Origin of the sequence: Borrelia anserina Es, from assembly GCF_001936255.1 — a bacterium.
Taxonomy (GTDB): Bacteria; Spirochaetota; Spirochaetia; order Borreliales; family Borreliaceae; genus Borrelia; species Borrelia anserina.
On the sequence record NZ_CP013704.1, the window covers coordinates 97,337 to 123,558 of the forward strand.

At 30.0% G+C, this 26,222-nt stretch carries 28 protein-coding genes; 4 read left to right on the plus strand and 24 right to left on the minus strand.

Going from position 1 to position 26,222, the window contains the following annotated elements; genetic code table 11:
* The first annotated feature begins 27 nt into the window (after window positions 1–27).
* Both asnS and N187_RS00495 read left to right on the plus strand, forming a co-directional pair.
* The gene (gene asnS, locus N187_RS00490) at window positions 28–1,413 is read left to right on the plus strand and encodes an asparagine--tRNA ligase (protein ID WP_025419332.1); all 1,386 of its coding nucleotides are present in this window, start codon (window positions 28–30) and stop codon (window positions 1,411–1,413) included.
* A 22-nt stretch (window positions 1,414–1,435) separates the two neighbouring features.
* On the plus strand, window positions 1,436–2,011 hold the full coding sequence (locus N187_RS00495) for a hypothetical protein (protein ID WP_025419333.1): 576 nt from the start codon (window positions 1,436–1,438) through the stop codon (window positions 2,009–2,011).
* Here N187_RS00495 and N187_RS00500 read toward each other — a convergent pair.
* From N187_RS00500 to N187_RS00530, 7 genes are all read right to left on the minus strand, one after another.
* Window positions 2,008–2,598: a phosphoribosyltransferase gene (locus N187_RS00500; protein WP_025419334.1), complete on the minus strand. Its 591-nt coding sequence runs from the start codon at window positions 2,596–2,598 to the stop codon at window positions 2,008–2,010. The two genes, N187_RS00495 and N187_RS00500, sit on opposite strands and share 4 nt — an antisense overlap.
* Window positions 2,599–2,829: 231 nt before the next feature.
* On the minus strand, window positions 2,830–4,275 hold the full coding sequence (locus N187_RS00505) for a trypsin-like peptidase domain-containing protein (RefSeq protein ID WP_025419335.1): 1,446 nt from the start codon (window positions 4,273–4,275) through the stop codon (window positions 2,830–2,832).
* Between the two features lie 75 nt (window positions 4,276–4,350).
* Complete coding sequence (gene map, locus N187_RS00510; RefSeq protein ID WP_025419336.1) at window positions 4,351–5,103, minus strand: type I methionyl aminopeptidase; 753 nt, start codon at window positions 5,101–5,103, stop codon at window positions 4,351–4,353.
* A gap of 4 nt (window positions 5,104–5,107) precedes the next feature.
* Window positions 5,108–6,763: a tetratricopeptide repeat protein gene (locus N187_RS00515; RefSeq protein ID WP_025419337.1), complete on the minus strand. Its 1,656-nt coding sequence runs from the start codon at window positions 6,761–6,763 to the stop codon at window positions 5,108–5,110.
* Window positions 6,750–7,184 carry a transcription antitermination factor NusB gene (gene nusB / locus N187_RS00520; protein ID WP_025419338.1) on the minus strand — a complete coding sequence of 145 codons (435 nt, stop codon included), beginning with the start codon at window positions 7,182–7,184 and terminating at the stop codon, window positions 6,750–6,752. Before nusB ends, N187_RS00515 begins: the two co-directional genes overlap by 14 nt.
* Before the next feature lie 19 nt (window positions 7,185–7,203).
* Window positions 7,204–8,214, minus strand: a complete 1,011-nt coding sequence (locus N187_RS00525) for a peptidylprolyl isomerase (RefSeq protein ID WP_025419339.1) — start codon at window positions 8,212–8,214, stop codon at window positions 7,204–7,206.
* Window positions 8,215–8,307: 93 nt separating this feature from the next.
* Window positions 8,308–9,501 carry a thiolase family protein gene (locus N187_RS00530; protein WP_025419340.1) on the minus strand — a complete coding sequence of 398 codons (1,194 nt, stop codon included), beginning with the start codon at window positions 9,499–9,501 and terminating at the stop codon, window positions 8,308–8,310.
* Between the two features lie 158 nt (window positions 9,502–9,659).
* Here N187_RS00530 and N187_RS00535 point away from each other — a divergent pair, with 158 nt between their 5' ends.
* Window positions 9,660–11,015, plus strand: coding sequence for a hypothetical protein (locus N187_RS00535; protein ID WP_025419341.1), 1,356 nt, complete (start codon window positions 9,660–9,662; stop codon window positions 11,013–11,015).
* Between the two features lie 41 nt (window positions 11,016–11,056).
* On the opposite strand, the gene dnaB is transcribed toward N187_RS00535, so the two are convergent.
* From dnaB to N187_RS00565, 6 genes are all read right to left on the minus strand, one after another.
* Window positions 11,057–12,442 carry a replicative DNA helicase gene (gene dnaB / locus N187_RS00540; RefSeq protein WP_025419342.1) on the minus strand — a complete coding sequence of 462 codons (1,386 nt, stop codon included), beginning with the start codon at window positions 12,440–12,442 and terminating at the stop codon, window positions 11,057–11,059.
* Window positions 12,443–12,458: 16 nt separating this feature from the next.
* Complete coding sequence (gene rplI / locus N187_RS00545; RefSeq protein ID WP_025419343.1) at window positions 12,459–12,953, minus strand: 50S ribosomal protein L9; 495 nt, start codon at window positions 12,951–12,953, stop codon at window positions 12,459–12,461.
* A 13-nt stretch (window positions 12,954–12,966) separates the two neighbouring features.
* Window positions 12,967–13,257 carry a 30S ribosomal protein S18 gene (gene rpsR, locus N187_RS00550; protein ID WP_025419344.1) on the minus strand — a complete coding sequence of 97 codons (291 nt, stop codon included), beginning with the start codon at window positions 13,255–13,257 and terminating at the stop codon, window positions 12,967–12,969.
* A 12-nt stretch (window positions 13,258–13,269) separates the two neighbouring features.
* On the minus strand, window positions 13,270–13,707 hold the full coding sequence (locus N187_RS00555; protein ID WP_025419345.1) for a single-stranded DNA-binding protein: 438 nt from the start codon (window positions 13,705–13,707) through the stop codon (window positions 13,270–13,272).
* Between the two features lie 19 nt (window positions 13,708–13,726).
* Window positions 13,727–14,134 carry a 30S ribosomal protein S6 gene (gene rpsF, locus N187_RS00560; RefSeq protein WP_025419346.1) on the minus strand — a complete coding sequence of 136 codons (408 nt, stop codon included), beginning with the start codon at window positions 14,132–14,134 and terminating at the stop codon, window positions 13,727–13,729.
* A 401-nt stretch (window positions 14,135–14,535) separates the two neighbouring features.
* The gene (locus tag N187_RS00565) at window positions 14,536–16,230 is read right to left on the minus strand and encodes a PTS transporter subunit EIIC (protein ID WP_025419347.1); all 1,695 of its coding nucleotides are present in this window, start codon (window positions 16,228–16,230) and stop codon (window positions 14,536–14,538) included.
* 245 nt (window positions 16,231–16,475) lie between these two features.
* On the opposite strand from N187_RS00565, the gene trhA reads away from it, so the two are divergent.
* Window positions 16,476–17,165 (plus strand): PAQR family membrane homeostasis protein TrhA, encoded by a 690-nt coding sequence (gene trhA, locus N187_RS00570; RefSeq protein ID WP_025419348.1) that lies wholly within the window; start codon window positions 16,476–16,478, stop codon window positions 17,163–17,165.
* Window positions 17,166–17,201: 36 nt separating this feature from the next.
* Here trhA and rseP read toward each other — a convergent pair whose 3' ends face one another.
* The 11 genes from rseP to N187_RS00625 form a co-directional block, all read right to left on the minus strand.
* Window positions 17,202–18,485: an RIP metalloprotease RseP gene (gene rseP / locus N187_RS00575; protein WP_025419349.1), complete on the minus strand. Its 1,284-nt coding sequence runs from the start codon at window positions 18,483–18,485 to the stop codon at window positions 17,202–17,204.
* Window positions 18,486–18,502: 17 nt separating this feature from the next.
* Window positions 18,503–19,366 (minus strand): phosphatidate cytidylyltransferase, encoded by an 864-nt coding sequence (locus N187_RS00580; protein WP_025419350.1) that lies wholly within the window; start codon window positions 19,364–19,366, stop codon window positions 18,503–18,505.
* On the minus strand, window positions 19,356–20,048 hold the full coding sequence (gene uppS / locus N187_RS00585; RefSeq protein WP_025419351.1) for a polyprenyl diphosphate synthase: 693 nt from the start codon (window positions 20,046–20,048) through the stop codon (window positions 19,356–19,358). The genes N187_RS00580 and uppS overlap by 11 nt, the downstream gene beginning before the upstream one ends.
* A gap of 4 nt (window positions 20,049–20,052) precedes the next feature.
* The gene (frr, locus tag N187_RS00590; RefSeq protein WP_025419352.1) at window positions 20,053–20,607 is read right to left on the minus strand and encodes a ribosome recycling factor; all 555 of its coding nucleotides are present in this window, start codon (window positions 20,605–20,607) and stop codon (window positions 20,053–20,055) included.
* Between the two features lie 33 nt (window positions 20,608–20,640).
* Window positions 20,641–21,477 (minus strand): translation elongation factor Ts, encoded by an 837-nt coding sequence (gene tsf / locus N187_RS00595; RefSeq protein WP_025419353.1) that lies wholly within the window; start codon window positions 21,475–21,477, stop codon window positions 20,641–20,643.
* 10 nt (window positions 21,478–21,487) lie between these two features.
* The gene (rpsB, locus tag N187_RS00600) at window positions 21,488–22,252 is read right to left on the minus strand and encodes a 30S ribosomal protein S2 (RefSeq protein ID WP_025419354.1); all 765 of its coding nucleotides are present in this window, start codon (window positions 22,250–22,252) and stop codon (window positions 21,488–21,490) included.
* Between the two features lie 35 nt (window positions 22,253–22,287).
* The gene (locus N187_RS00605; RefSeq protein WP_025419355.1) at window positions 22,288–22,887 is read right to left on the minus strand and encodes a Maf family protein; all 600 of its coding nucleotides are present in this window, start codon (window positions 22,885–22,887) and stop codon (window positions 22,288–22,290) included.
* Complete coding sequence (locus tag N187_RS05010) at window positions 22,877–23,155, minus strand: hypothetical protein (RefSeq protein WP_075550295.1); 279 nt, start codon at window positions 23,153–23,155, stop codon at window positions 22,877–22,879. Before N187_RS05010 ends, N187_RS00605 begins: the two co-directional genes overlap by 11 nt.
* Before the next feature lie 13 nt (window positions 23,156–23,168).
* Entirely contained in the window at window positions 23,169–23,846 is a 678-nt protein-coding gene (locus tag N187_RS00615; RefSeq protein ID WP_025419356.1) for a hypothetical protein, read from the minus strand.
* Between the two features lie 113 nt (window positions 23,847–23,959).
* Window positions 23,960–24,562: a hypothetical protein gene (locus N187_RS00620; RefSeq protein ID WP_025419357.1), complete on the minus strand. Its 603-nt coding sequence runs from the start codon at window positions 24,560–24,562 to the stop codon at window positions 23,960–23,962.
* A complete protein-coding gene (locus N187_RS00625; protein ID WP_025419358.1) occupies window positions 24,555–26,219 on the minus strand; it encodes a 30S ribosomal protein S1 in 1,665 nt (554 codons plus the stop codon). Before N187_RS00625 ends, N187_RS00620 begins: the two co-directional genes overlap by 8 nt.
* Window positions 26,220–26,222 lie beyond the last annotated feature (3 nt).

Genomic DNA, 26,222 nt, shown 5'->3' on the forward strand with positions numbered 1-26,222 from the left:
TAATACCAAGTTAGATAAGAGGCAAATATGCACAAAAGTATCAAAGAAATTTTAAGTAACCCCGCAATAGATAGTACAATCACAGTAAAAGGATGGATTAGAACAAAACGCAGTAATGGTAAAATCTCGTTTGTAGAAATTAATGATGGATCAAATATTAAAGGAATCCAAGCAGTTATTGATGAAAAAGATCCTCAGTTTAAAGAAAAAGAACTGAAAAAGCTTACAACAGGTGCCAGCATATCTTTAACCGGAATTTTAATATTAAGTCCAGCAAAAGGACAAACCTATGAAATCAAAACAACAAGTTTTAATGTAGTTGGAGAAGCAGATCAAGAAACATATCTTTTACAAAAGAAAAGGCATACCTTTGAATTTTTAAGAGAAATTCCTCATTTAAGAATCCGTACTAACACATTTGGGGCTGTAGCCAGAATTAGAAACCAAATTTCTTATAAAGTTCATGAATATTTCCAAAAAAATGGATTTTTATATATTCATACCCCAATTATTACATCAAACGACGGAGAGGGCGCTGGTGAAATATTCCGTGTCTCTACCCTAGATTTTAATAGCATTGTGAAAGGAAAAGAAGTTGACTTCAAAGATGATTTTTTTGGCAAACAAGCATTCCTCACAGTAACTGGACAACTCCATGGAGAAGCTTATGCAATGGCGTTATCAAAAATATATACATTCGGACCAACATTCAGAGCAGAAAATTCTAATACAACTCGCCATGCCTCAGAATTTTGGATGATTGAACCTGAAATGGCATTCTTTACACTTGAAGATAATATCAATTTAGCAGAAGATTTCCTTAAGTACATTCTAATAGAAACTTTAAATAATTGTAGTCAAGATATGGAATTTTTTGATAATTTTATTGAAAAAGGTTTAATTAAAAAACTTGAAAATATAATAAACTCCAATTTTGAAGTTATTACCTATACCCAAGCTATTAAACAACTTGAGAATGCAACGAAAACATTCGAAGTAAAACCCCACTGGGGGATAGATTTACAAACAGAACATGAAAGGTACTTAACAGAAGAAATTGTAAAAAAACCTACAATCATTATTGATTATCCAAAAGCATTTAAAGCATTCTACATGAAAATGAACGAAGATAACAAAACTGTCAAAGGAATGGACATTTTAGTCCCACGTATCGGAGAAATAATCGGAGGCAGCGAAAGAGAAGATAATCTAGATAAGTTGAATAAAAGAATAAAAGAACTAAACTTAGAAGTAGAAACCCTTAATTGGTACTTAGATTTAAGGAGATTCGGGTCAACACCTCATTCTGGCTTTGGACTTGGACTTGAAAGACTAATACAATATACAACAGGAATGAATAACATTAGAGATGTCATTCCATTCCCAAGAACTCCTAAAACTCTTTATTTCTAATAAGAACCTTTGGAGGAAAAAATTGAAAATCAACATCTTATATAAAATGCTATTAATGTTATCAACGTCCATACTATTTTCGAGTGAACAACTAGAAAATAACATAAAACAACTTTCAAATATAGAGGAAGAAATTATAGATCCAAAACCAAATCACCAATACATTAAAGAAAATCTTAAAATAACTCAATCCAATAAAATAAAATACCCATATAAAAAAGAAGATTACAATCATAAAATTGTCGAGAAAAAAGAAAGAAATCGAAGAATTGATCAAATTAATAAAAAAGATATTAAAAAACCTGAAAATAATATAGTTGAGATAAGAAAAACAAACAAAATATATTATCCCCAAGACAAAACCAATATACAAATATCACATTCAGAACAAAATGTATGGTATAATATAAAGGTTTATCCAACTCATAAAAAAGACAGATTTAAAAAAATAAAAGAACTAAATAAAATTAACATGGAAATAAAAAAAGATTTTGCTTTAATTGGTCCCATCTTAGAAGATAATTTAGGAGAAATAACAAAAGCATTACACATCAGAGGATATAATGAATTAGAATACATAAAAATCAAGCAAAACTAAAGTTTTTTGGACAAAAATCTCAAAATATTACTCAATTCATCATCTAAATTAACAAAATTCAATTTATATTCGTTTTCTGATAAGCCTATTAACTCATGGTTACTATAATGTATCCAAGTATTTAGATCATCTTCACTGGAATATTTATTAACATAATAATCGGGTTTATAATCCATAAATCCACGCTCTTTATAATCATAAACAGCAATCTTAACATTTTGACTATCTATTCCTCTCTTTAAAACTTCCTCTCGCAAATGAATAATTGTACGCCCAGTATCAAAGATATCATCAACAAACAAAACATTATCTCCTGCTCTTAAATATTTTGGATCATAAGTCCATCCATCTATCATTATTTCTTTTTGCTTATTAGAAACATCATATGATCTTGCAACAACAGCAGCATAAAGAAGAGGTTTTTCTACCTTAACAAATTTAAAGAACTCACTAATAATATTACCAAGATAAGCTCCTCCTCTTAAAGAAACATACATAATGTCAGGAATAAAGCCATCTTTATAAATCTTATAAGCAAGCTTAAGACCATTTACCCTTATATCTTCATAAGAAACAAATTTTTTCATCAAGATAACACCTCAAAACATATAAAATTAATATCGCTACCGATATCTTAATCTTCTAAAATTAAAGAATAATTTATATTACTATCTTTAGTCCAAACTTTAATCTAATTATGTTAAGCCTTATTAAAATTTATAAATTACAAAATTATTAACTTAATAGCTAAATAGGCTTAAAGATATTTACTCTTTAAGCCTTATACAAAAATATTATAACACAGTAAAACTTAACTCCTAAAAAGACACTTCAATAGTTTTACCATCTCTTAAAATACTATAAGAATTCTTCTTGAACTCAATAGCATCATAAAAATCCCTTAAGTTTTTAATACTCTTTGAATTAACAACCATAACGATATCTCCTGTTAAAATTTTAGGATTATCACCTAAACTTGAGTCAACACTGTCTACAACAACACCATTAATCCAATTTCTCAAACCAAGTTGAGTCTTAACCTCCTTAGTTAAAGGGTAAACAGTAAAACCAGGTACCAACCTTAAAGTTGAAATATATTCCTTATTATTGTTTATTTTCGGTTTAACATCAAGTTCTATTTCAACATTCTTCTTCTCTTTCCCTCTTAAAATTTCAACTTTAATTTTCTCCTTAGCGTAAAAATCACTAATATAACGAATAACATCATAATAAAAATCCATTGGAACACCGTTAATCTTGCTTACTATATCTCCCGCTCTAAGTCCTGCCTTAAAAGCAGCCATACCATAATAAATACCTGAAATAACTGCAACCGAACTAAAACCATCTTCATAACCTAAACTTTTAATAATTTCTGAATCCCTACCTCTTATATTATAAAAAGCAACTCCCATCCAAGCCGATTCATTCTGCTTACCGCTCATCAAAATATTAAAAATGCTCTTAGCGTCATTAATAGGAATAGCAAATCCAAGCCCAACATTACCACCTCCAATATTAGAAGAGAATATCCAAGTATTGATCCCAATAACTTCTCCCTTAATATTTACAAGAGGTCCTCCAGAATTACCACGATTAATAGCTGCATCTGTTTGAATAAACAAATTCCTTGCTTTTAAATTAGGATTTGCTGAACGATGAAGCCCACTTATAATACCTGCTGTAACTGAAAAACTAAAGGAATGAGGACTCCCCACAGCTATAACCCAATCCCCCACTTCAAGTTTATCACTATCACCAAGTTCAGCTATCTCAATATTTGCATCACCAGATTCAAAACTAATAAGTGCAATATCCTTTTTATCATCCTTACCTATTAGTTTTGCTTTATAACTTTTCTTATCATAAGTTCTAATTTCAAATTCAATAGTATTATCGACAACATGACTATTTGTAAGAACATAAAACAAATTTGATTTTTTAGAATCTTTCCCAATAATTACTCCAGAACCAATCCATTCAGTCTGTCTTTCAACATTAAGTCCTGGCATATCAAAAAAGAAAAGAAAACGAAAAGGATCTCGTGTCTTAACTATCCCAGTAGCATAAATTTCAACAGTTGATGGTAAAATCTTTTTAGACACATTTCGAAAAGAATCTTGAAAAGATTGTACAGCATCACCTTTTTCTTGTGCAAAAACAATAGTACTTTTATCAAAACCTAAATAATATATTCCAACAAAAAATCCACTAATTAAAGCCAAAAAGCTTGCAAAAAATATAGAAATAAAACTTTTATTCATCTTATAGACCTCCTAATATAAACCCAAATCTTTTAAATAACATTTACTTAAAATCATATCTATACATCATATCTATCAAATCCTACTTAAAATTAAAGGCAAACCATCAACAACAGCAACAGTATGCTCAAAATGAGCAGAATAACTAAAATCAGATGCAAACACTGTCCAACCATCACTTTTAACAGAGACTTTATGTCCTCCTAAATTCACCATTGGTTCAATTGCTAAAACCATACCTTCCTGAATCCTAACATTTTTAAAAAAAGACTCATAGTAATTGGGAATACTTGGGTCTTCATGCAAAGCAAACCCAACACCATGCCCTGTATACTCTCTAACAATTCCGAAACCAAATGGTTTAATATAATTTTCTATAGCTTTTGAAATATCTAAGATTCGATTACCAACTTTCATCTCAGTAATTCCTCTATAAAGAGAAGCCTCTGTAATTTCTAATAATTTACTGATCTCAGGGCTTACTTTACCTACTCTAAAAGTCTTAGCCATATCACTATAAAATCCATCCAAAACAATTCCACAATCAACACTAATAATATCCCCTTCTTTAAGTTTTTTATCTCCAGGAATTCCATGAATAACTTCCTCATTTACAGAAGCACAAATAGTTCCCTTAAATCCATTATATCCCTTAAAAGCAGATTTTGCTCCATTTTTAGCAATAAATTCACTAGCAACCAAATCAAGCATTTGAGTGCTAATTCCAGGAGCAACATTTTTTTCAATCTCTAAAAGAGTCTGAGCCAAGAGTTTTGCAGATGCTCTAATTTTCTTAATCTCTTCTCTAGACTTCAATCTTAATTTCAAATATTTAGTTCCTCTCTTTAAGTATTTCCATCATATTCATATAAAGCTTGCCTTTATTAGTTTCATAAAAAGAATGAGAAGTTAAAATGGCCTCTCGTCCTTTTTCAAATTCACCTAAATAAAGATAATTAATTCCCCTCTTCAGATACACTTTTGCCACATCTTCACGTTCTATTAAAGTGATTTTACTTTTATCATCAAGACCGAAAGGTAAAAAATAAACGGCCTTATTAAAATATTCTTCAGATTCTTTGTAATTTTTTTGATAAAATTTTAGAACTCCAAGATTATAATATACACCATACAAATACTTGCCACCTTGATCTTCAAAAATCACATTTTCTGCGGCAATTAAATCTTTTTTAAGAAAAAAATAATAGAACCTATAAAAATAATACCACTCTGGAATCTCACCAACAGGATTATAAAGCCTAAAAAATAAATCCAAATCCTTAAGATCAGAACAAAGAAGCAAATTCCAAGCCAAAAACTGAGCAATGTCAGTACTATAATTTGATCTATAAAATAGACGCCATAAAAAAGATTTTTTAGCCTCATACTTTAAATTAGAATAATTCAAAACAAAATAAAGCTTAAAAAACAAAGGATTATCTTTATACTTTCGTGCAATCTCATTTGCATTAAAATAATCATTAGCTACAAAATAGGCATTGGCCAAATAATAACTTATTATTTCATTTTCTTTAAACTTTTCATTAGCCTTATTTAAATAAGCAATAGCACGTTGCAGATCATTCTCCTTCTTAGCAATAAATGCCAAACCAAGATATACCATCATGCTATAATCAGGAAAATGGGTATAAAGTTTTAAATATTCATTCTTAGCATTGTGAATATCACCCTTTTTCAAGTAAGCATCTGCTAGCAAAAATATCAAGCTTGGTTCATCATCATTATGAATAAGCTTAAGATTGGCAATAACAAAATCTAAATTATCAAGACCGTAAGAAATATAGGCAAGTTCCTTGGCAAAATCTTTATCCTCTGCTATTTTTAAAAGTATTCTTTTAGCAGAATCTAAGTCCTTTTTCTCTATATACAAAAGCATTGCATTAATTAAAAATGCATTATTTTGAAGATTTAAACCTATAGTCTCAAAAGCAAGGACATCTCTATCTTGTTCTATTTTGACTAAAAAGTCTTTAATATCTCTTATATCATAGCTTAAAATTAAACTTTTAATAAAAGCCTCATCATACAAATGCTTATATTCCTCATACCCTAAAAGGTATTGTTTTGCAATATCATAAGCCTCTAAAACAGCGCCTACCCTAAGTTTTGAATATACCTCAAGTGCTCTAAGCTTTAAATTTCCTGGCAAACTCTGAACACTCAGATCTAAAATATCTCTCATCAATAAATAATGTTTAACTTTAGTAGAATAAACTTTTGCCCTTTTAATAAGAGAAAGCCATTTAGATTCAGTATCAGCATAATAAGAATAAAATCTTATTGTCTGTTCAACTCCCTTTAAGTTTCCATTTAAAAGATAACTATCAATTTCTACAATAACCTCATTAAAATCTCTCTCACCCTTTAACACATATAAAACATATGGATTCAAACTCAAATAAACAAAAGTTGATATAAAAAAGACTAAAAATAAAATAAAAAATAACAATACCTTACTTACTTTCAAATGAGCTCTCCATATCTTTCAACAAAGCATCAAGTATCCCATTAATAAATTTATAAGAATTTTTGCTACCATACTTTTTGGCAATTAAAATAGCCTCATCTATTATAACTCTCTTGGGAACATCTAAACTTTGAAACTTCAGTGAGTATACACTCATCCTTAATATAGCAAGATCAACTTTATCCATACGGTCTAAGCGCCAATTAAGAGATATATCACTAATTAACTTATCAATAGACTCTAAATTATCATAAGTACCATTCACCAGAACAGAATAAAACAATTTTAATTCGTCTTTTAAATCCACCCCATGGCCTTCAAGACTAAAAATATCGTAAATATTATCTCTTGCCTTACAATTAACATCAATGCTGTAAATTTTTTGAAAAGCTAAAACTCTAGCTTTATGTCTCAAGTCCATAACCAATATTAATATTTTTTTATTTTAGCTTAGAATCCAAAATTTGTATACTAGCAGATTTACTCAATTTATCATAAATCTCTTGTTGTATTTTAGCAATAATTTGCTGTTGTTGAATATTAATCATATTATTTTTTATGGCATCCTTTACAGTCATATTAACATTAGGAGAGATCTTATCCTGAATACTCAAAAACCTCTGAGAATATGTTTCAGTAACTTTAACTATATGGAAACCTTCCTTTGACGATATTGGCTGAGAAATATCCCCTTTATTCAGCAAAAATACTTCTTTAATAAAATCTAATCCAAGAACCTTTTGTGCATTCTGATCACCCCTTGCCAAGAATCCAAGATCACCATTTTTAACCTTAGAACCTTCATCATCTGAATATTTTCTTACAGCTTCCTCAAAGGTAAGCTTTTTAGATTTTATCTGCTTTACAATATCCTTTGCCTTTGCAAGAACTTCTGATCTCTTTTTATCCTTTGAAGAAAAGAAAACATGACTAATTCTTGCTATATCGGGATTAACAAAACTAGTTTTATTAGCCTCATAATATTCAATCACTTCTTTTTCGGTTGGGGTTTTTATTTCTGAAAACTTAGGCTGAGCTTCTTTTAAAATCAATTTTTGTGCAGAAAGAGACCTCTTCATTGAAGATAAAAGTTCATTCCAATTTGTACCCTGACTCTCTATCATTTGTTTAATTTGTTCATCTGTAAGATTTGCAAGTCCAAACTGAGCTCTAATTGTTTGCATAACTTCCTCATTTTCAACCTTTATTCCCTGTTTTAATGCCTCTTGACCAAAGAGAACATCAGCTATTAAAATTTGCAAAACTTGTTTTTTTTCAGCATCAATTAAATCTTTACCTCGCGTTTTTTTTAATGTATCTACTCTAGAATCAAATTCTTTTTTAGTAATAATTGCGTTACTGTGCAAATTAATAATTGCAATAGGAGTATTTTGAGCAAAAGAAGTTATTCCTACAACAAAAAATAATAGAACATACAAAAACTTACCCATAAAAATCACCTTTATATCAATCATAAACCAAACCAATCAATAAAATTCTAACAAAACATTAAATTTAAATCTAGTCCAAAATAAGAACACCTTTTATCTATATAAAAATGCTGCCATACCTTGCCCTCCTCCAATACAAAGAGAAGCAATTCCTTTTAATTTATTATTTATTCTCATAAGGCGCGAAAGAGTTAACAAAATCCTTGAACCACTAACTGAAAACGGATGACCTAAAGCAATAGCTCCTCCATTAACATTAATAATGCTATCTTTAACGCCATATTTTTGACGTAAAGCTTTCAATACACTCAAAGCTTGTGCAGCAAAAGCTTCATTTGTTTCAATAAAATCAATCTCACTTGGAGTTAAATTAAATTCCTCTATAATTTTCTCAATAGCAAGGAAAGCACCAAATCCCATATAAAGAGGATCTAAGCCTACACTTTTAAAACCACCGATATAAGCTAAAGGTTGTACTCCCATCTTACAAACAAAATCCTCACTAGCCAATATTAAAAAACAAGCTCCATCATTCAAACTAGAAGAATTACCGGCAGTAATAGTACCTCCCTCCCTAAAGACAGGTTTTAAAGAAGCAAGTTTTTCCAAACTTAAACTATCACGTATTTCTTCATCACTACATATAACACTTTTAAGTCTTGTTTTTTTATCAAAAACTGATAAAGGATATATTTCATCATTAAAATATCCTGTGTCCCTGGCTGCCGCTGCTTTTATATGAGAATTATACGCAAACTGATCCTGCATCTCTCTCGTAATTTCGTAAATTTCCGCTAAATTCTCTGCCGTAAGTCCCATTACAGTACTACTTGGAGTATCAACTAAAGCATCCTTGTATATTGTATCCTCTATCTTAAAGTCACCAAATTTTAAACCATCGAACCGAACACCCCTCGGCAAAAGATAAGGTGCATTACTCAAATCTTCTACACCACCTGCTAAAACAATTTCATTACCACCAAGAGCTATAGAGTTAAACGCAAGTTCTAAAGACTTAAGTCCCGAGCCACAAACTTTGTTTACAGTGAATGCAGGAGTAACTTCGTCCAAACCAGCCTTTAGAGTAATCTGTCTGGCAATATTTTGACCAAGCCCTGCCGAAATTACATTTCCAATAATAACCTCATCTACCCTATCAATATTATATTTTCCAAGCAAAGCCTTAACGATATCTGAAGACATATCAACAATGTTCATTCCCTTTAATGCTCCCCCAAACTTAGTAATTGGAGATCTAAGTCCATCAATAATTGCTATTTTCTTCATATAAAACCTCAAATAAAAAACTGATCTTCAACTACATAATAACAAAACACCATCAGAAAAAACACAATATAGATATCATAAATTATTGATAAAAATTATTATCAATAATACTGATTATTAAATACACCTAAATATAATATATGATATATTAATTATACATGTATTTATCAAAATTCAATCTCAAAACGCTTATTATAATGTTAGCAATCAATTCCTACGCATATAACCACTTAATAAAATATCAAAATGATGGAGTTAATAAATATCATTTTAACAACCTAAACGACGGTCTTGGATTTGCACTTTCTGATTTTTTTGATGATCTAAGAAGCGGCTCTTTAATGTTCATCTACGAATCAAAATATAATTTTATTATAAATGCAGAAGCACACATGTTGACTTTCAGAGGAGACAAAGATGATCCTGAACAATCAAGAACAAGAATTGATCTTTTAGAAATTGGCTTTATATATTTTTTTCCATTCTCAATAAAAACGAAAACACAATATTTCGGAAACATAGATATTGGTATTGGTATTAAAAATTTACTCTATGGAAACTGGGGAGGAAAACTGATACAAAAAGCCGTGCATTTTACCCTAAGACAATTACGACCGATTCCTCAAAATTATGAAAATTACAACTATAGAGGATTTTTAAGCACAGCTATCAACTACTCTTACATGAGATTTCTAAACTTTGAAAATTACATAGATTTATCTTACTTTGCAGACTATTTTTTTAAGACAAGTATTGCAATGAACTTTAGAAATAAATCTATAGGAATTGAAACTCAACTCTTCTATCAAACTCAAAGCAAAATAAATAGCATAGAAACATATGCGAAACTACAAGAAGCAGAAAGTGGAATTGGAATTCAATACAGACTTTATTCCAAAAACTTTTTCACAATAAATAACCTTAATTTAAACAATTTCTCAAACAAGGAAAAATTTTTCAGTGTAGGAGGGTTTGGCATAATCTTTTCTGAAGAATATGAAAATACTTCAGAAAATCAGTTATATCTTCTAAGCCAAAATTTCTCTCTCAGATATGATCTTATGATCCCATTCCAAACCAGAAACTCAATATATTATAGAATAATGCCACAATTAAAGTACTATTTTTCCATTGCAACAAATTATGATATCAATTTAGCTATACTAAATAGTCGTACAAATAGATTTTCATCTGGATTAACATATGAATTATTTACAAAAGACAGATTTATGTTATACATATGTTCTGGAATATTTTTGTCTTACAATAAAGACAAAAAAGATGTGAAAGCTATTTATAGACCACTAAAAATGAACAGTACACTACAAGCAGGATTCGAACTTGAACCTGGAATATCAATAAACACAATTACATACAATAAAGTAACATACAATATAAAAATATTTACAAAAATTAATTATTCTCCAATTGCTTATAGCACAACTAACTATACCTTAGAAGCACACAAACTCACTTTTAATTATCTTGGAATTGGAATAGAATTCAATGTCTAAATAACTCAATTTATATAAATATAAAAACACTCTCTTAAAAACTAATAGTCACTTTCATGTTCCTTATTAACAAATTTAACAACATGTGGCAAAAATAATATATCAGCTCTTCCCGTAGGTCCATTTCTATGTTTAGCAACAATAACCCTAGTATCGATAGCACTCATCACCCCCTCATCATCAGAACTGCCCTTGAGATCCTTATCTCTATGAAGTAAAATAACAATATCTGCATCCTGCTCTAGTGCGCCTGATTCTCTTAAACTAGCAAGATTAGGTTCTCTACCTTCAGTATCTCTTGTAAGCTGTGAAAGGGCAATAATTGGAATCTTAAGTTCTCTTGCAAGTTCTTTGAGTGCTTTACTAATTGAGGCCACCTGCTCATGCCTTGGAATATTCCTAGATTCAAGAGAAATAAGACTAATATAATCGACAAACAGTATATCTATATCAGAAAATCTCTTCAGTTTCCTAGCCTGAGTTGAAAGAGTTAATAAACTAATATTAGCAGTATCTTCAATATAAAACTCAGAATTACTAATATCATTTACAACATCATTGATTGCTTTAATCTCATGACCTGACAAAATACTATTTTGAATCTTAAAACTATCAATATTAGCTTGAGCCGATATTATTCTTTTAATTAAAGCATCTGAAGTCATTTCAAGAGAAAAAAAGCCTACTTTTCGTTTTTTATTACTCCTTAATGCAATACTTGATGCAATATTAAGTGCAAAGGCAGTCTTACCAACACTCGGACGAGCACCAATAATAATAAAATCACTCTCCCTAAAACCTCCAATAAGACTATCAACCTTTTTAAAACCACTTGGAATACCAAAATTAACCTCTCGTTTATTTACACTTCTCTCATATATCTCAGCATGTACCCTTTCAGCAACAACTTTTGCATGATTAAGATTTTTACTAGAACAATCTAGCTCAATTGAAAGAATTTGTCTTTGCGCTTCTTCTACAAATTGACCTACTTTCTTTGTAGAATCATTAGCTAAATCATTCAGTTCTCTAGAAATTTTGGAAATATCTCTTCTAATTCGATGTTCCTTAACAATTTTTGCATAGACATTTATAGTCTTGTCAGTAGGAAGATATCCTGAAAGAAAACTTAAATAATCCTGCAATCCTGTTAAAGCTTTAAAATTATTTAAAAGCTGTGATTTAGGCATTAAAGAAGATATTTCCTCAAATACAGTTATTGGATCAATATTTTCCCTTTTTTCATAAAGAGAAATCATAGCTTTAAAAATCATCTCATGATTCTGACTATAAAAATCATCTGGCTTTAGATATAGAGATGCCTCCTCCACTTTATCTGGATTATAGAATATACTTGAAATAACTGCCTTTTCTGCACCGTCGTTAAAAAGAAGTGTAGAGGCCGAATTTACTGAAGTAAAAGCCACAAGCTATACCTCTTAATCAAACTTCTTTTTCAACACTTTTAGACTTCTTAAGAGATTTATTTTTCTCTTCCCTTTTTATCTCAACTTTAATAAGAGCACTAATGCCTTCATAAAGCTTAATAGTCACATCATAAACTCCAAAAGTTTTTAATGTACCACGATGTATATCTATTCTTCTTCTTTCAATCTCAAACCCAAGCTTTAAAAGCTCATCAGAAATATTTAAGCTATTAATACTATGAAATAATTTTCCACTATCATTAGACTGCATTATGAATTCTAAACTAACCTTATCAAGTTTTTCTTTGAGTTCAAGAGCCATTCTCTTTTTTGTTTCCTGTCTCTTAAGTATTGACCTCTTTTTTTGATTAAAAATATCAATATTATGTTTATTCGAAAAAACAGCAAAACCCTTTGGCAATAAATAATTCCTTGCAAAACCATCCTTGACATCAACAATATCACCTTCTTTGCCAAGCTTAATGAAATCTTCTTTTAAAATTACTCTCATAAACCCTCCTTAATTATTGCTTCACAAAAGGAAGTAAAGCCATATATCTAGCTTTTTTAATCTCTAATGCAAGACGTCTTTGATGCTTAGCAGAAGTGCCTGTAATTCTTCTAGGCAATATTTTGCCTTGTTCTGTAACAAACTTTCTAAGGAAATCAAACTCCTTATAATCAGGAACTCTGTCCATATCACAAAACTTGCATGTCTTTTTCTTAAAAAATCTAAAATTAGGGTTTTTTTTAAAACCATCTTGATGTCCATCAGTCCTTGAATCTTTCTGATGTAAATCTATATCTTTATGCATAAATCTAAACTCCTAAAAAGGTATATCCTCATTAAAACTATCGTCAAAACCAACATCTGTAAACGAATCTGGTTTTTTATAACTCTCAAAATCAACACCATTCGTGCCTTGAGCAGCAAGAGGTGATCCAAACATCTGAATTTCATTTACTAAAATACTATACTTGTTTTTCTTATCTCCAGTATTTTTATCTTGCCAACTCTCATATCTTAAAGAACCACTCACTACAACTTGTTTTCCCTTCTTAAGAAAAACACTAAGACTCTCAGCTCTTTTGGCAAAGATTACACACTCAAAAAATTGAGCATAATCTACCCATTCATCATTTTTCTTTAACCTTCTGTTATTCGCCAAGCCGAATTTAAGAATAGCCATACCTGCTTCAGTATAAGTAAGCTCAGAATCTCTCGTAAGTCTACCTGACAAGACTAAAGAATTAATATCGGCCATCTATAACCCCCCAAACCATTTAATTTTTATCGGAAAGATCAGAATCAACGACAGTAGCTTCTGTAAGTTCCTTTTCTTTAATATCTTTATTATCCTTGAACTCTCTAAAATTTCTCTTTCTAACTTTTTTGACATTAACTTTCTTGTTAATCTTAACTAAAATCATGTATCTTAATAAATTTTTAATAAGTTTTAATTGAACCTCAAGCTCTTTTAAATCATTACTATCCATATCAAATTCTATTATCTCATACCTACCACGCGACTGCTTTTTAATAGGATATTCTAATGCTCTCTCTCCAAGAAAATTTTCAACAAAATCACTCGCATTAAAAGCTGTTAACTGTTTCTTAACCTCTTCTAAAGCAGATTTATATTCAAGCTCCTCACTCTTAAATAAAAAACACGCCTCATACTTCTTTATCATTTTAACTCCTCACGGTCTTAATCGTACCATAACTCTCGCGAATTTATGGCAAAGGTTACATTAATACTATAATAGATTGTTCAAATAATAAATAAAAATGTTCCTTTTTTCAAGATTAATCAAAAAATTTTAAAACACTTTTCCAGACAGAGCAAAAATTTTAACTTTTCAGTCTTCAAAAATTATTTGATGATAATACATTATAAAGTAACATATACCATGAAATAAACCATAACTCTAGCATAAGTAATTTCTATTAACATAACTAGAATAAACTACTCCTAAAATAACCCTCGATATCTTCAACAACTCAAAAGCAATTTTAGTTTCTTTAAAAAGCCCTTTAAAACAAAGAACAAAAAAATAATTTATTTAACATAAAAAATAACTATAAATAAATTCTAATTATCTTCATCATCCTTATTAAGTTTATAAAGCTTTCCTGTTACACCTTGCTTTTCAAGTTTATCATCTTCTTTCATCTCAATATACGCTTTAATTCCCTGTTTTACACTATCAGATGCAACAACGACACTAGCTTTAAAGAGCTTTTCAGGAGAATAATTTTCAATAGCTCGTCTTATATAATTAACATTTGCTCCATAATCAATTTTAATTGTATTATCAACTAAAACAATATTTAAAGCACCTGCTTTCTTAAGAAGATCTTCGGATATAAGCTCAGGACTAAAAACCATAAAACTTAAGTCTGTTGAGATAACACCAAACTCCTGAATATTATCAAGACCTCCAAGACCTTGAACTACCAGATGTGCAATACCTATCCCTTCAACTTCCCCTTCAATACCTGTAAAAAACGGCTCATCAATATTAAAAATCTGAAAATCAAAATAATTATAAACCCATTTGAAAGTAAAATAATACAAAATAAAAAATGCAACTCCTAACGGTAACAAATAGATCCAATTTGTCTTGTCATGTCCTTGTAATATTCCAAACATAAAAACATCAAAAAATCCAGCAGAAAAAGTCATTCCAACTGCAATATCAAATACATTAGCAATCAACAATGCAAATCCAGTATAAACAGCATGTATAAAATATAGCAAAGGTGCTGTAAAAACAAATAGAAATTCCAAAGGCTCTGTAATTCCAGTCAAAAAAGCTGCAAAAGCCCCTGAAAATAGCAGAGGAAAGATCTTACTCTTATCATCATGAATGATCCCCCTATAAACCCCAAATACTGCTCCAGGAAGCCCAAACATAATAGAGAGGTAAAATCCACTATTGAATCTTGAAATACTTGAAGAAAATCTTGTAAGATATGGATCTGATAACTGAGCATAAAATATATTCTGAACCCCACCGACAACCTGACCATTAACAAATTCAGTCCCACCCAACGAAGTAAAATTAAAAGGAAATGCAAGAATGGAATGAAGCCCTAAAGGGATAAAAATCCTATTTAAAAATCCATAAAGAAAACTGTCAAAATAGTTAAACTTAGCAATAAAAAAGCCTAAAAAAGTAATCAATCCATTAAAATACGGCCAAACTAAAACAAATGTTATACCTAATAAAACACAGAAAGGAAAAATTATTATAGGAACAAACCGCACCCCAGATAAAAAGCTAAAAGGCCCAGGCAACTCAATAAAATAAAATTTATTATGTAAATATCCAACTAAAAGTCCAACTGCTAAAGCACCAAAAATACCTGTGTTTAAAGTTTGAATTCCTAGAATATTTACTTGACCAACAGAAGACATTAAATTAGGCTCAGCAAGCTCTGAAAACATATCAAGAAAATAATTTTCAGTAATATTAAAAATCAAATACCCAATAAGACCAGAGAGTGCAGCAGGACCCTTTTGAACTCTAGAAACTCCAATAGCAATTCCTATAACAAAAAGCAATGGAATATTTACAATAATAATATTACCTATGTTTTTAATAAGTCCTAAAATAACTTTAAAGCCAATGTTATCAATGTAAAATAAATTAGAAGGATTCGACAGTGCAGATCCAATTCCAAGCATCAAACAGAAAATCGTCAAAACAGAAATTGGTAATCTTACTGCATTAGAAAATTTTTGCAAACTTGCAAATCTAAGAACTTTAAAAGCATCTATCACTCTGGGCCTCTCCCTTCGAAAACTTAAGACAATATCATTATATTGCTTTTTTTACAAAAATCTAGCCTTGAAAAGAAAAATTTAATAAAAAAATTATTTAATAACACCAACTTAATTCTTAGCTTTACATCAAAACATCCTTGATCACTGATCACTTGATTTATATTTTTTTTTGTACTAATATACCTAGGATAAATAAGCGAAAATGAATATTTTTAAAAAAATATGTAGCAAAGAGCAAATCTATGTTTGAAAAAGATAAAAAATATAAGTTATATAATAACGTAGTACCTAAAAACGAATTATTCAGCTCAATATCTCACCTGATTGGTATTATTTTATCGATAATAGGAACAACAATTCTCATTACTTTATCAACTACAACAAAAAAGTATCTCCATGCAGCATTATTTTTTATCTATGGCTCATCAATGACATTACTATATACAATGAGTACTCTTTATCATATCTTTGCGAAGGGAAGCAAAATAAAAGAACTCTTTAGAAAACTTGATCATATCTCAATATTTATACTGATAGCAGGAACATACACTCCACCATGTCTAATTCTCATACCAAACGTTTATGGAAAAATAATCCTTACAACAGTTTGGGGATTTGCTATTTTAGGAATCATTTTTAAGTCAATATACATAAATAGTCCCGGATGGATTAACGGATGCATGTTCATACTTATGGGATGGAGTGCCATATTTGGAGTTAAACTAATTTATAATAGTATTCCTATCCAAGGATTTATATGGCTAACTCTTGGAGGCATTTTTTACACACTAGGAGGAATAGTATATTCAGCAAGCAAAAAACTTAACCCAATAGCAAACATGAGAATGCACGATTTTTTTCACATTCTAATATTGCTTGCATCTTTTGCTCACTTTTGGTTCATGCTAAAATATGTACTCCCTATAGGTTAATATTAGATGACCCATGCTCAAACAAGAAGTAAATAATTACCCTAAATTGTGAAAATCATTTAAAAACCCTAATATAAAAAGAATTAACATCAATAAAATACCAACAATATAGAAATAATAAACAAATTTTGCTCTAAATCGCTTTCCACGCAAGATTTCAATTAAAGTAATAAGAATTTGACCTCCATCAAGCATTGGAATTACAACAAAAAATAAATTCATACCAGCAATAAGTAAATTAAAAATAGCAATAGTATCAAGCCAATATAAAATACCAAAAGAAAAAGATCCAACAAGGATATTAACCACACCAATAGGTCCTGTAAAATTCTTAGCACCACTACTAAAATCAATGAATAACGCAACAATGGAATAGAGAATATTCCCCAAAATACCCAAAACTCTATTAAAAGAATTTCTAATAGCAATTCCCAAATTATCGGCTTTAACCACCCGATTTAAACCAGGCAATAAATAAACTCCTAAACTCTTATTAATATCTTGAAACACTAACTTCGAAGTTAAAATCTCCCCATCTCTTTCATACTTAATATTTACTAAATTAACATTAAGCCGAGCAATCAAATTTCCTAATTCCTCATTATTATTTACAACTATATCATTAATGCTTATTATCCTATCATTCGGCTTAAGACCAGCAACTTCGGCTGAAGAATTCGTCTGAACTTTGGCAATAACAAGATCTACCCAAGGACTAATTTCTTTTAAAAGCTTATCTAAATTTGTATGTTCCTTAAAACTAATACTCTTACCGTCTCTTAAAACTGTAAAAGTTATTCTGGAATCTTCTAATGGGACAACTCTCTTTAAATCAGAAAAATATCTTATATCACTATCATTAATATTTAAAATAACATCCCCATTTCTAAATTTACTCAAAGCACTATTACTAATAACGACTATCTTACTAGAATAATCAGGATAAACAATACCTAGCATTTCTATTACAATAAAAATGACTAATGCAAAAATTAAATTAAAAAGAGGTCCTGCAAAATATATTAATATTTTTTTAAAATTAGAAATACCAAAAATAGAATCCTTATCTGCTTCAAGCTGTCTATTTAATCTAAGCTCATTTTCTAAGTGTTCAGCCCCTTTAAGCTTACAATATCCCCCCAAAAAAATAGGAGAAAATCTATATTCTGTGTCTTTTATTTTAATTTTAAAAAGACTAGGTCCTATCCCTACAGAAAAAACTTCAACCTTAACTTTAAAAAGCTTGGCAAATAAAAAATGCCCCAACTCATGGATGAATATTATAAAAGAAAAAGATAAAACACTAAGAAAAATAGACATTTAAATACCCCTAGAAACTACGATAAATATAAATAAAATATAGGTCCTGTTAAAAGGTATGAATCAATAGAATCAAGAGCACCGCCTCTACCAGGGATAATGTTACCAGAATCTTTAACTCCTGCACTACGCTTAAGCCCAGATTCAAACAAATCACCAATGATAGTAAAAAATCCTATTAAAACACCAAAAATAATAGCTTCTCCATAAGTTAAATTTATAAACCCTAGACATACCACAACCATTGAAAAAATCACAGAAAATAATATACCACCTAAAAATCCCATTATCGTCTTATTAGGACTAACAATTGTAGGTCTATAACTATTTTTGCCAAAGAAATACCCAACAAGATAAGCAAAAGTATCATTACCACTAACCATAGAAAAAAGGACTAACAAAAGAATAGGTGCTCTTGGTAAAGTAGTAATAGCAACAACAAATGACATCAAAACACCCGGATATATAAGTATAAAAATTATTGAGGATGCCTGTGACAAAAAATTAACAATTTCATTCTCCTTAACGAAAACCAAATTAACAATCCAGTTACTAAAAACTAAAGTTATAACTAAGTAAAATACTATGTTTATACCCAAGTCAAAAATATTGCAATGTATATATGTCAAGACCGGAGGAAACATCCCTAAAAAGAAGGATAAAGTATTAGAAAGATAAGAAGACTTAATCTTAAGCAAATCATTAACTTCCTTTGCAGCAACTCCACTAAATATAAAAATTAAAATATTAATTAATAAATAATTCTTAAATTCTAAAAATATTAAAAACAAAATTAAAGGAACAAAAAATAAAAATGTCCCAAGCCGAGCAATAAATGTTAATTTATTAGACCCAAGATTAAATAAATTTTTATCTCCCAAAATTTCTCTTCCTATTCTTAAAACATCCTAAGTCACTCTCATAATGAGAAATAGAATATTCTGGCCATAAAGTACTTGAAAAAACAAGTTCACAATAAGCAATTCTCCACAAAAGAAAATTACTCACTCTCATATCCCCACCAGTACGGATTAAAAGATCAAGATCACAAAGTTCTGGATTATCCAAAAATTTGGAAAATGTAATCTCATTTAAAGCATCAAAAGACAAACCACTTTCCAGAATCTTCTTAGAAGCTCTAACTATCTCATTTCGACCGCCATAATTAATGGCTAAATTCAATACAAGACCATCAAAATTTCTCGTAAAACTGATAGCACCAATAACTGAATCTCTTACTTCCTTACTTAAATCCTCAATATCTCCTGATACTAGCAATTTTATATTGTTTACACTATAAAACTCAAATTCAGCACTCAAATAATCGGCAATCAAAAACATCAAATACTCTACTTCAGACTTTGTTCTATTCCAATTTTCTGTAGAAAAAACATATAAAGATAAATACTTTATGCCTAATTTAACAGAATGCTCAATTATCTCCTTAGCTCTTCTTAACCCTTCTTTATGTCCTTCACAAAATGACAGACCTTTTTTTAAAGCCCATCTTCTATTTCCATCCATGATGATTCCAACATGCATTGGAAGGGAATCACTATTCATAAACTTAAACTTCCATTATCTCTTTTGTTTTTAAATCAAAAACTTCATCTATTTTCTTGATGTAAACATTAGTATCTCTTTGAATATCATCTAAAATCCGCCGCAAATCATCCTCAGTAATCTGAGAATCTCTTTCTTGCTTTTTAGCCCTATTATTTAATTCCTGTCTCACATTTCTGGCTGCAACCTTATATTCTTCAGCAATCTTTTTGGCCTGCTTTACTATTTCCTTACGTCTCTCAACAGTCAATATAGGAACTTTAATCCTAAGAACTGACCCATCATTTGAAGGATTCATAGAAAGATCTGAATTAAGTATAGCCTGCTCTATCTTAGATAATAAACTTTTATCCCAAGGTTGGATTACAATAAGTCTTGCCTCAGGAATACTAACATTGGCAATTCTAGTTAAGGGAACTTTTTCCCCATAACAATCAACTAATACTTTATCAAAAAAAGCACCACTCATCCTGCTAGTTCTTAAAGATTTATATTCACTCTCAAGAGATAAAAGAACTTTACTCATCTTCTCATCTAATAAAGCCTTATATTCCTCCATTCAAGCCTCCTAAAAAATCAAAAGCAAAAAATTCTAACCAACACTTAAATATTTAAAATCTACTATGTCTATCTTAGTTAAAATTGATCTAGAAACCTCTTCAATCTTTTCTTTGACAGTAAGTTTATCATCTTTTACAAATCCTTGCTCTAAAAGAGTAATCTCACCTAAATGCTTCTTAAGCTTTCCAGATACTATGCCTTTGATTACATTTTCAGGCTTTCCGCTGGCTTGTATCTGTTTCACAAAAATTTCTTCTTGTTCTTTAATGTAATTAGGACAAATATCACTAACACTTAAATATAGTGGAGCAAAAGCTGCTATATGTAAAGCCAAATCCATTGCAAGACCATTTAAGTTTTTATCCCCTATTTTTAAAACATCGTCTACCTTCAATTTAACAAACACACCTATCTTAGACTGCTCTCCATGAAGATAGCTCTTTACAAGTTCATTAGATGCAATATTTGAAACATAAAGCTTACTTACATGAATATTTTCTTTGATAGTAGCAGCCAAATTTTTGATTTCAAGTTCTTGCTGCTCATCTAAAAAATTTTGACCACTCTCAACTAGCTGTCTTATCAAAGAATTCCCAAAAGTCACAAAATCATTATTCATAGCAACAAAATCTGTTTCACACGAAATAAGCAAAAGGCCAACTCTCTCCTTACTTACATAAGAAAAAACTCGTCCCTCTTTAGCATCTCTACCACTCCTTTTATCAGCGGCTGAAATACCCATCTCCCTAAGCTTCTTCTTAGCCAATTCAAAATCACCATCAACAGCATCTAATGCTTTCTTACAATCGCCAAATCCAGCTCCAGTTGCATCCCTAAGCTTTTTTACTTCCTGAGGACTAATACCCATATCACTCTCCTTATAATTCCTTTTTTTCATTCTTAACTTCTATCTCATTCATTAAATCTTCTTCATTCAAATTTTCAACTATTTGAATTCCAACCTCTTTATCACTCTCCAAGATAGCATCAGAGATTATTTTAGTAAATAAAGCAACAGAACGAATTGCATCGTCATTTCCAGGAATTGGACAATCAATTACATCTGGATTACAATTTGTATCAACAACTGCGATTATAGGAATACCAAGCTTCCTAGCCTCATTAATAACTATTTGCTCTCTTTTAGGATCAATAATAAAAATAACACCGGGAAGTTCTTCCATATCCTTAATTCCCGTTAAGTTCTTAGCTAATTTTAATTTCTCACGATTAAGTTGAGAAACTTCCTTCTTGCCAATCATATCGAAAGTTCCATCAACTTCCATTTTCTCTAATTTCTTTAATTTTTGAACTGACTTCTTAATAGTATTAAAGTTTGAGAGCATTCCACCAAGCCATCTATTATTAACATAAGGCATATCACTTCTCTTAGCTTCCTGTTCAATTATTTCACTTGCCTGCTTCTTAGTGCCAACAAATAAGACTTTCTTACCACTCTTTATAACACTTTGAACAAGTTCATAAGAATCTTTAATACCTTGCAAAGTTTTTTGCAAATCTAAAATATGTATCTCATTTCTTTCTGAAAAAATAAACCTTTTCATTCTTGGGTCAAGCCTTTTTACCTGATGTCCAAAATGAACTCCAGCCTCTAAAAGGCTCTTCATAGTAATAACTGCCAAAATGACCTCCTAAATCCTTCGCTTTTACTCACTACTTATATAGCGGAAATTACATCCTCTCTAATAAGAATATCATAAAATAAACCAATTGGTAAGCCTATTATATTTGAATAACTACCATTAATATACTCAATCAAAATTTCTGCAACACCATTCTTCAAACTTATACCTCCTGCTTTACCCTTCCAATGTCCAAGCGAAACATAATGATAAACGATATCTGAAGTCAATTCTTTAAATTTAATAAATGAAACCTCGCATGCTTTAACTATTTTCTCTTTCGTTGGAATAAACACACAAAAACTAGTCTCCATCTCAACAAGCTTATTACTATATCCCATTACCTTACTAAAAGCTTCTTTCTCATCTCTTATTTTACCAACATAAACTGAATCATTCTTTAAAAGAGTATCAACAGTAATTAAACACATATCCTTGCCATATTTCTCAATAGCGCTCATAAGTTTAAGAACAGCTATCTTTTCTGTAACACTAACTTCACCTGAATTTATTATTGAATCTTCATCTACATCAACACTAAGGGACAAAAAACTAATCTTTAAAGCCTCTAAAAACTCAGCTCTAGCAAGAGAATTTGACACAAGTGCAATCTCAAAATTCTCCTTATAAATCATTCTTACTCCTCTCAGAAAATCTTAACAAAGATATCAAAACTATCGAACCAATCATTGGAAATAGATAAAACAAAATATCTATTTGCCTATTATAATAATCGGAATAAAAAAAAGGTATAAACAATAAAAATAAAACACTTCCTAGAAAACTTATCAAATAAATTAGCAAAAACCTAAACCTCAATATACCCCCAAAAAAAACAAAAAAACTTACTACAAACGAAACAATAATATTAGTTAAAATTAAATGAAAAAAAAATGTTACCATATGCTGCCTTCAATTAATTCAATAACTCAAAACTATGTAAACTTCCTAAATTTACAATAACACTATACAAATCACTTTCAATAGCATTACCTACCGCCATTACAAAAATTACTAAATTATATTTAGGAGAAACATCTTTTGTAAAAAAACTACCTCTAATATGTCCAAGATCAAATGGCCTATTATCCTTATTTGCAACTTCAGATTTTTTCAAAGCTTCATAAAATTCTCTATACAAACCATCAACAACATAAGACCTATAAATAGTCTTAACACTTCTAAGAAGAGGTGCTGAAGAATCACTACCTTTCTTTATACTAATAAAAGCTGAACCAGGAATATTCTTCCTCAAGTTTTCAAAATTAAGTTCAAAATATAAAGGAAATTTTTGATCAATCCAATGCTTATCCAATTTCAAAGTAGGTTTTCCTGAAAAACGGTCTCTATCCAAATTGATTTTATAAAATCCTCTTTTGTTAAACTCATTAACATTATTAAAAACACTCTTTAAAGCATCAAAATCTCTCTGAACACTCCTCATAAAACTATCAAGATAGTAATTTGAACCTTCTGGATAAAATTTATAATATATATCAATACCCTTAACCTTAGAATTATTTTGCTTACTAAAATACCAAGAAGGTAATGAAAAAGCAAGAGTATCCCTCGAAGCTATATTATCAATTTTCAAAGGAGAATCAACTATGACAATATCATCAATACCACAACTAAAAATTAGTAAAAAAACACCTAAAAATATATCATAATAAAACTCCTATATCCTAAAACAACAAACAAAACAAACTATTTAAGCTCTAAAAGCTTATTCTTGGCAATATTAATATACAAATTATTTTCATAAGGAAAATTAACAATTTGCTCATATGCATCAATAGCCAATTTTTTATCTTTAGTTTCAAGCAATACTGCCTTACTAAGCAAGGCCCTAATTTTAATAAAATCTAACTGAGTTTGACTAATTATATTATTATATATCAACAAAGACTCTTCCAAGTGTCCCATTTTTTCATAAACCACAGCTTTATTAATATAGGCAAGTTCCTTTTCAATCCACTTTGAACTAATCACAATCTCTAAATCTTCAAGAGCTTCTTTGTACAACCCTCTACTTTGAAAATAAGTAGATCTTGCAAGATAAAACCGTGGAAGAAACTCACTCGCAACATCATCTATCTTATTTATATATTCCTCTATTTTAATCTCCAATGTGCGTCTCTCTTCGGTATTATTTGTCCTCAAATAAAGATTTAAATCCTTCTCAAGACTTTCTACTACTCCTCCCCCCACCTTAACATAATCTATATCCATAGAACCATAAAAAAAAACGATAATTCCCACAAAAACAATGACTATAAGAATACCCATAAAAAACTTATTCTTAAACATCAGCATTCCTCTTTAATAAATTCGCGAATGGCTTATAAGATTCTTCATCATCTTCTTTAAATAAATAAGAAGAAATTTCTTCACTCGATTTTTGCTCCTTATACGCCCTATAAGAAAGTAAAACTAACTTATTTTTAAAATCAATATTAGTAATTATAACTTTAAGCTTGTCTCCAACATTTAAATTTTCAAAAGTTTCTAAACTAGACTCTTTTGTAACTCCAAGTTGAATTTTACTAATAAATCCCATTATTTTACCATAAACCCTTACCTGAATTCCTTTAGATTTCTTCTCTACAATTTCAACTTCAAGAGTATCACCCTTCTTATAACTCTTAGAAAAATCATCCCAAGGATTTTCTTCTAACTGTTTAATTCCCAACCTAATGTTTTGCTTCTTTGCATCAAATTCAATTACCTTACCACTAATTAAACTTCCCAATTTAAAGTATTCCTCAGGATTAATTTCGTCCAACCAAGAAATATCAAATTTACTAATATATGCATCTATGCCCTCTTCAATACTTACAAAAGCACCAGTTTTTGTAATATTTTTAACAACACCCTGAACAACCTTGCCAACAGCACACCTCTCAGCTAAACTATGCCATGGATTTTCATTAATTTGCTTAATACCTAAAGATATTCTTTGATTGTCTTTATCTATATCCAAAATCTTAACTTCTACGATTTGTCCGACCTTAACTAATTCTTGAGGGCTTTTTATTACCCTTACCCAAGAAAAATTGCTTATATGCAAAAATCCTGATATCTCACTATCAAGTTCAACCACAACACCAAAAGGTAATATCTTGGCAACCTTGCCCTTAACAATACTCTCAAGCTTATACCTAGATTCAACAGAATCCCAAGGATTTGTCTTTAAAGCTTTAAGAGACAACTCCATCTTTCCTGTATTAACACTTAACTTAATAATTTTCAACCTTAACTTATCACCAACATGAATAAAATCCTCAACATTATCAACACGATTAAATGCAATATTCCTTTTATGCAATATTCCCAAAACAAGATTTTTAACCTTTATAATAGCACCATAACTTGTAATTCTTTCAACAATACCATCAACTATATCTCCCTCACTATAAGAACTAACAATTTCTCTCTTCTTCAAAAGCTCCCGCTCTCGCTCTAAAGTTCGTCTATCAAGAATAAGCCTAAGGTTATTATCTGTTTTATCTGATTGGACAACATAAAACTCAACGATTGACCCTCTTTTTAATTTTTCATCTTTAGACATAGAACTCAAATAAGATGGCATAAATCCAGTAATATTTTCATTAACTTGAACTTTATAACCACTTGAAAGTTCAACTAAAATCTTGCCTTTAAGCACCTTTTTATTTGCAATATACTCATCAATCTTATCTTGTAAATTGATAGAATCAAGCTTTGAAACACTAAGACCTAATCCTAACTCTCCTCCTACTTTTGTAACTATTGCATCAATCTCATCCCCAATCTTTGGAATAGTTTCAAATTCATCGATCTTAATAAAACCTTCAGACTTATAACCAATATCTACAAGCACATAATCTTTCATAACGTTTATAACAACACCAGAAACACTACTACCCAGTTCTACTTTTTCAAGAACCTTTAAATAACTTTCTTGTAAATCTTCTTGATTTTCCATCCT

Excerpts from the sequence above, each read along its gene's own strand:
- N187_RS00605 (WP_025419355.1), bottom strand. The coding sequence starts at position 22,887 with ATGATTTATAAGGAGAATTTTGAGATTGCACTTGTGTCAAATTCTCTT.
- N187_RS00505 (WP_025419335.1), bottom strand. The coding sequence starts at position 4,275 with ATGAATAAAAGTTTTATTTCTATATTTTTTGCAAGCTTTTTGGCTTTA.
- rpsF (WP_025419346.1), bottom strand. The coding sequence starts at position 14,134 with ATGATAAAGAAGTATGAGGCGTGTTTTTTATTTAAGAGTGAGGAGCTT.
- asnS (WP_025419332.1), top strand. The coding sequence starts at position 28 with ATGCACAAAAGTATCAAAGAAATTTTAAGTAACCCCGCAATAGATAGT.
- uppS (WP_025419351.1), bottom strand. The coding sequence starts at position 20,048 with ATGAATAGTGATTCCCTTCCAATGCATGTTGGAATCATCATGGATGGA.
- trhA (WP_025419348.1), top strand. The coding sequence starts at position 16,476 with ATGTTTGAAAAAGATAAAAAATATAAGTTATATAATAACGTAGTACCT.
- rseP (WP_025419349.1), bottom strand. The coding sequence starts at position 18,485 with ATGTCTATTTTTCTTAGTGTTTTATCTTTTTCTTTTATAATATTCATC.
- tsf (WP_025419353.1), bottom strand. The coding sequence starts at position 21,477 with ATGGGTATTAGTCCTCAGGAAGTAAAAAAGCTTAGGGATGCAACTGGA.
- N187_RS00535 (WP_025419341.1), top strand. The coding sequence starts at position 9,660 with ATGTATTTATCAAAATTCAATCTCAAAACGCTTATTATAATGTTAGCA.
- N187_RS00625 (WP_025419358.1), bottom strand. The coding sequence starts at position 26,219 with ATGGAAAATCAAGAAGATTTACAAGAAAGTTATTTAAAGGTTCTTGAA.
- nusB (WP_025419338.1), bottom strand. The coding sequence starts at position 7,184 with ATGGACTTGAGACATAAAGCTAGAGTTTTAGCTTTTCAAAAAATTTAC.
- rpsR (WP_025419344.1), bottom strand. The coding sequence starts at position 13,257 with ATGCATAAAGATATAGATTTACATCAGAAAGATTCAAGGACTGATGGA.
- N187_RS00530 (WP_025419340.1), bottom strand. The coding sequence starts at position 9,501 with ATGAAGAAAATAGCAATTATTGATGGACTTAGATCTCCAATTACTAAG.
- N187_RS05010 (WP_075550295.1), bottom strand. The coding sequence starts at position 23,155 with ATGGTAACATTTTTTTTTCATTTAATTTTAACTAATATTATTGTTTCG.
- N187_RS00555 (WP_025419345.1), bottom strand. The coding sequence starts at position 13,707 with ATGGCCGATATTAATTCTTTAGTCTTGTCAGGTAGACTTACGAGAGAT.
- N187_RS00620 (WP_025419357.1), bottom strand. The coding sequence starts at position 24,562 with ATGTTTAAGAATAAGTTTTTTATGGGTATTCTTATAGTCATTGTTTTT.
- rplI (WP_025419343.1), bottom strand. The coding sequence starts at position 12,953 with ATGAGAGTAATTTTAAAAGAAGATTTCATTAAGCTTGGCAAAGAAGGT.
- frr (WP_025419352.1), bottom strand. The coding sequence starts at position 20,607 with ATGGAGGAATATAAGGCTTTATTAGATGAGAAGATGAGTAAAGTTCTT.
- N187_RS00525 (WP_025419339.1), bottom strand. The coding sequence starts at position 8,214 with ATGGGTAAGTTTTTGTATGTTCTATTATTTTTTGTTGTAGGAATAACT.
- N187_RS00500 (WP_025419334.1), bottom strand. The coding sequence starts at position 2,598 with ATGAAAAAATTTGTTTCTTATGAAGATATAAGGGTAAATGGTCTTAAG.